Origin of the sequence: Bradyrhizobium sp., assembly GCF_049519115.1 — a bacterium.
In the GTDB taxonomy this organism is placed as follows: domain Bacteria; phylum Pseudomonadota; class Alphaproteobacteria; order Rhizobiales; family Xanthobacteraceae; genus Bradyrhizobium.
In genome coordinates this window covers 1-4,554 of record NZ_JBEKRB010000147.1, presented here as the reverse complement: position 1 = coordinate 4,554, position 4,554 = coordinate 1, and the positions used below count along the sequence as shown (strand labels likewise).

Genomic DNA, 4,554 nt, shown 5'->3' with positions numbered 1-4,554 from the left:
TAGCGCCCGCTGCGCCGCCAGTGCCAAACTTCCCGCGACTTCGTGCCTTGGCGCTTTTTGGACGCCGGCCGCCACAGCGCGTGGAACCGTCCGTTATGCCGGCGTCCAAAAACCTGCACAAACCCGGAAGTGGCCCGCGTCACTCGACCACCTCGTCGGCGAGCTGTTGCATTGACGTCGGTACCGCGAGGCCGAGCGCCTTGGCGGTGTTGAGGTTGATCACTAGCTCATATTTGGTGGGGACTTGGACCGGAAGCCCTGCCGGATTTTCACCACGGAGGATACGATCGACATAGGAGGCGGCACGGTGAAACATAGCCGCGTTATCGGGTCCGTAGGAAAGCAAACCACCGTTTCTGGCAAAGACTGTAAGAAAATAGATCGCCGGCACATTGTTTCGAGCTGTCAGCGATATGATTGTATCGCGGTGGACTACCAAAAAAGGATCCGCCATGAGGACGAGGCCACTCCCGGCCTCGCGCCCAACCGATGTTATGCCACTTTCGATTTCGGCGGCGCTACGAACGGGCGCTGTGATCGTTTCCACCTTGAGCAATCGAGCAGCTGCTTCGAATGACGGCAGATAATATGCTCCCCGGCCGGCTGCCGTGTCGGGATTGAACATAATTGTGACTCGCTTGACGCTGGGTGCGATCTGGATGAGGAACTCTAGCCACTTGCCTGTCATTTCTCCCTCTGAGAAGTGAAAGCCGGTAATGTTCCCGCCAGGGCGAGATAGGCTCGCGACGAAGCCATCCCCGACTGGGTCCGAGACGGTCACAAATACGATCGGGATCGTTCGTGTCTCCCGCTGGAGTGCAGCAGTCACCGGCGTCCCGTGCGCAACGATTACGTCCGGTTGCAGGTTAACCAGTTCTTTTGCGAACTTCTGGATCCGCTCAGGTCTGCCTGCGGCCCAACGAACGTCGAGCCGCACGTTGCGGCTATCTATCCAACTCAACTCGTGAAGCCCCTTCGTGAAACTCGAAACCCAAAGCGTTCCCTCAGGATCGTTTTCGCCGAACGCCATGAGCACGCCGATCCGCCGCATCCGCTCGGTCTGCTGCGCCCGCACCGTAAGCGGCCAAGCCGCCGCGCCACTGGCAAACGCCATGAACTCGCGCCGTCTCATTCGATCACCTCGTCGGCACGCGCAAGCAGCGCCGGTGGAACGCGTCCTAGTGACGCTTCATTCCGCTGACTTCGGGATAACGCATTCATCGCTTATCTTGGCGAATGCCTTTTCGGGACCGACTTTCGTCAGCACCTTGTAAAAATCGCCTTGGAATTTAGACTCTTCGGGAGACTTTACCTGGACGAGAAATAGATCGCGTAGCAAACGACCGTCAGCACGAATATGCGCCTCTTTATTTGCGAAGTCGGTCACGGGCATACGCCGCATCGCGACCGCAACCGTCTCGCCCGAATCGGTTCCCGCAGCTTGCATCGCTTTGAGGTAATGTAGCACGGCCGAATAAACTCCGGCCTGATTCGTGCCAGGCAGTCGCCCGTTGAAGCGGGAAGCGAAGCGATCGCCGAAAGCACGTGTTTCGTCGTTCATTCCATAGAAAAACGCTGAGGTCGTAACCAATCCCTTGGCCACATCGAGACCGAGTCCGGAAACCTCAGCCTGCTGCAGGATGAATGCTGCGAGCCTCTGTCCACCCGCGACGATGCCGAACTCCCTAGACGCCTTGACCGAATTCACGAGATCAGCGCTGACGTTGGCCAGCGCGACGACGTCCGCCTTCGAGGCCTGCGCTTGCAGCATGAAGGAAGCGAAGTCCGCGGTTCCCAGCGGATGCCGAGCAGAACCGGCTACCTTACCATCTCGATCCTTGATGATCGCGGTAGCCTCGCGTTCAACTGAATGGCCGAACGCGTAGTCGACTGTAAGGAAGTACCATGATTTCGCTTGCGTCGCGTCCATAAGACCGTTCACGACCGTCGATGCGACGGCATGCGCATCCCAGTTCCATTGAAAACCCGTCGGCGAGCACTGTTTTGTCGAAAGTTCTTGGGCGGCAGCGCCGATGACGATGTCTATGCGCTTGCGTTCTCGAGCCAGATTTTGGATCGCGAGCGCTACGCCCGAATTGCCGAGGCCCGTTACCATGCTGACGTTTTCGACGTCGAACCAACGCCGGACGATGCCGAGCCCGACGTCAGGTTTGTTCTGATCGTCACCAGAAACGATCTCGATCTTTCGACCGAGCACCTTGCCGCCAAAATCCTCGACTGCCATCGTAGCCGCTACGACGTTTCCGGGCCCTCCGATGCTGGACAGCGGTCCCGTCATATCCTCCAGGACACCAATCCGCACCGGGCTTTGATCGGACGACTGCGCCAGCGCGCTTGTCACACCAACGGCACCAAGGACCGCGGCTACGACGATGGCACTCGCGCTTCGCTTCATTTTCCCCTCCCCTTTATCGTTGCGCTCAGCGGTTCATCATTGGAAGTCGAGTTATTCCCGCACGTCACAACTCGAGAAAACTTCCAATCGACCCCACGAGCGCTCACTCAGTGAAAAACTTAGAGCCTTCGTCGAACTTGTTCGGTTTAAGGAAGAACGAGATGAAGACAGCGCCGTTCGGAGCATGAGCAATATGCCTGTTGCCACCCGGACGCCAAACGTATTCGCCGGGTCCGACTTCGCCCTCGTCGTCCTTCAGACTGCCGGACAACATATATGTCTGCTCCAAAGCCGTATGTTCGTGCAGCGGCACGACGGCTCCCGGGTCCATCTTGAACATTATCGTTGCTGCGCCGGAAGCCTTGTCTGTGTACAGAACTTTCATCTCAATGCCGGGAAAATCGGTCTGAGACCAAGGCATATCGTTGATCGCGATGAAGTGTGAAGCGAGCTCTGGCGGATTCACGATCCTTTTTGAAGCGAGCGTTACGGTCATTTGTACCTCTTGCCTGCTGTTGTTAGGAACGAAACGCAAAGGCGGTCGAACGCAGTCTTCCCACCCTTGACCTAGGCGTCATCTGCAAAATTCTGTTTCAGCTCCGCCCGACCGACGGAAGCCCAATCTTGACGTGTCCTAACAAGGTCTGCAATGGGTCATCAAACTGAGATCTCGGGGCGGATCTGAACTAGGTCCACTCCTCCTCCAACACCGGAAGTCGCCGCTTCATTCGACGACCTCGTCGGCGGTAGCAAGCAGCGTCGCCGGAACGTCGAGATCGAGCACCTTGGCTGTCTTAAGATTGATCACCAACTCGAATTTTGTCGGCTGCATCACCGGCAAGTCCGCGGGCTTGGCACCTTTGAGGATTCTGCCCGTGTAAATGCCAGCTAAGCGGTATGCATCCGGTATGTTGGTTCCGTAGCTCATCAAGCCGCCGTCCATGACGGCCTCCCGCCACGCGTAGCAAGCTGCCACCCGATGATGAGCCGCCATCTCGGTGATTTTATTGCGGTGGCTGAGAAGAAAAGGATCGCTCGAAACGATCACAGCATTGGCCCCTTGTGCAACGAGATTCGCGAATGCCGATTCGAGATCGCCATTCCTGGTGGCTTTTAGGACAATGATTTGTTGCCCGACCGTGCTTGCCGCTACCTGCAAATCGAGCGTTTGGCCCTCGGTTTCCGGATTGTTCGGGTTCACGAGAAAAGCGACCGTCTTTGCGGGGAGGAGCTTCCGTATCAGATTCAAACGCTTGGCGCCCAGCGCTGTGGCTAAAAAGCTGATGCCCTTGAGATTACCACCTGGTCTATCGAGGCTGGCCACATGGCCGAATTTGACCGGGTCTTCGCCGCTCACGAACACGACTGGAATCGTCGCAGTCGCTGCCTTCGCCACGGATGCGCTAGTCGGTCCACCACCCGTCGCGATCACGACCACCTGACGTTTAACCAGATCGGCCGCCAACGCGGGCAAGCGGTCATATTGATTATCTGACCAGCGGTATTCAACCGCCACGTTGCGATTTTCGACATAACCAGTTTCGCTCAGACCGCGATGGAAGGCGGCAACAGCAGAGGCAGACTCTCCCTGCGATCTGGTACTGAGGAAACCGATCACCGGCATCGGCTGCTGCGCGCGTGCGAAGAGCGGCCACGCCGCTGTCGCTCCGCCAAGCAGGGTGATGAAATCGCGGCGCTGCATGTCCATTCCCCAAGCTGGGAGGCCGCATACTAGCTGCTAAAACGAGCAAATTGATAGAGCCGAAACTGGCTCAAGAGCGCTACCTATGCGCGGTCGATGTCTCAGATGGGTCAAACGCTACAGGTCGTTTGCCGCTAGACTTGAGGTGAAGTCCGCTTTCGCCAGAAAACCGACCTAATTCCAATGCCTGATCCGGTGGCCCATGCTTCTCGGCCTCTGTAACCGAGCCCAGGAGTATGGCCATGCAGGATCAAGTGAATGCGACCCCCGCGCCCAAGCGGGTGCCGTGGAACAAGGGCAAGCTCACGGGAGCGAAGCCGCCGCTGCGACCCAAACACGTCTGGTCGATCCGGACGAAACTCCAGATCGAAGGCCGCGCTCGCGACCTCGCCATGTTCAATCTGGCAATCGACAGCAAGCTTCGCGGCTGTGATGT

At 57.7% G+C, this 4,554-nt stretch carries 4 protein-coding genes and 1 pseudogene; 1 reads left to right on the top strand and 4 read right to left on the bottom strand.

The window, feature by feature from the left end; translation table 11 throughout:
- Positions 1-139: 139 nt before the first annotated feature.
- From ABSE61_RS36110 to ABSE61_RS36095, 4 genes are all read right to left on the bottom strand, one after another.
- Positions 140-1,114 carry an ABC transporter substrate-binding protein gene (locus ABSE61_RS36110; RefSeq protein ID WP_423875938.1) on the bottom strand — a complete coding sequence of 325 codons (975 nt, stop codon included), beginning with the start codon at positions 1,112-1,114 and terminating at the stop codon, positions 140-142.
- Positions 1,115-1,189: 75 nt separating this feature from the next.
- Positions 1,190-2,362 carry an ABC transporter substrate-binding protein gene (locus ABSE61_RS36105; RefSeq protein ID WP_423875937.1) on the bottom strand — a complete coding sequence of 391 codons (1,173 nt, stop codon included), beginning with the start codon at positions 2,360-2,362 and terminating at the stop codon, positions 1,190-1,192.
- Between the two features lie 157 nt (positions 2,363-2,519).
- Positions 2,520-2,912 (bottom strand): cupin domain-containing protein, encoded by a 393-nt coding sequence (locus ABSE61_RS36100; protein ID WP_423875936.1) that lies wholly within the window; start codon positions 2,910-2,912, stop codon positions 2,520-2,522.
- 228 nt (positions 2,913-3,140) lie between these two features.
- On the bottom strand, positions 3,141-4,118 hold the full coding sequence (locus ABSE61_RS36095) for an ABC transporter substrate-binding protein (protein WP_423875935.1): 978 nt from the start codon (positions 4,116-4,118) through the stop codon (positions 3,141-3,143).
- A gap of 242 nt (positions 4,119-4,360) precedes the next feature.
- On the opposite strand from ABSE61_RS36095, the pseudogene ABSE61_RS36090 reads away from it, so the two are divergent.
- Positions 4,361-4,554 (top strand): annotated as a pseudogene (locus tag ABSE61_RS36090) (tyrosine-type recombinase/integrase); the annotation flags it as partial.

Bases quoted from the DNA above. Each gene is read 5' to 3' on its own strand.
- ABSE61_RS36110 (WP_423875938.1), bottom strand. From the start codon at position 1,114: ATGGCGTTTGCCAGTGGCGCGGCGGCTTGGCCGCTTACGGTGCGGGCG.
- ABSE61_RS36100 (WP_423875936.1), bottom strand. From the start codon at position 2,912: ATGACCGTAACGCTCGCTTCAAAAAGGATCGTGAATCCGCCAGAGCTC.
- ABSE61_RS36095 (WP_423875935.1), bottom strand. From the start codon at position 4,118: ATGCAGCGCCGCGATTTCATCACCCTGCTTGGCGGAGCGACAGCGGCG.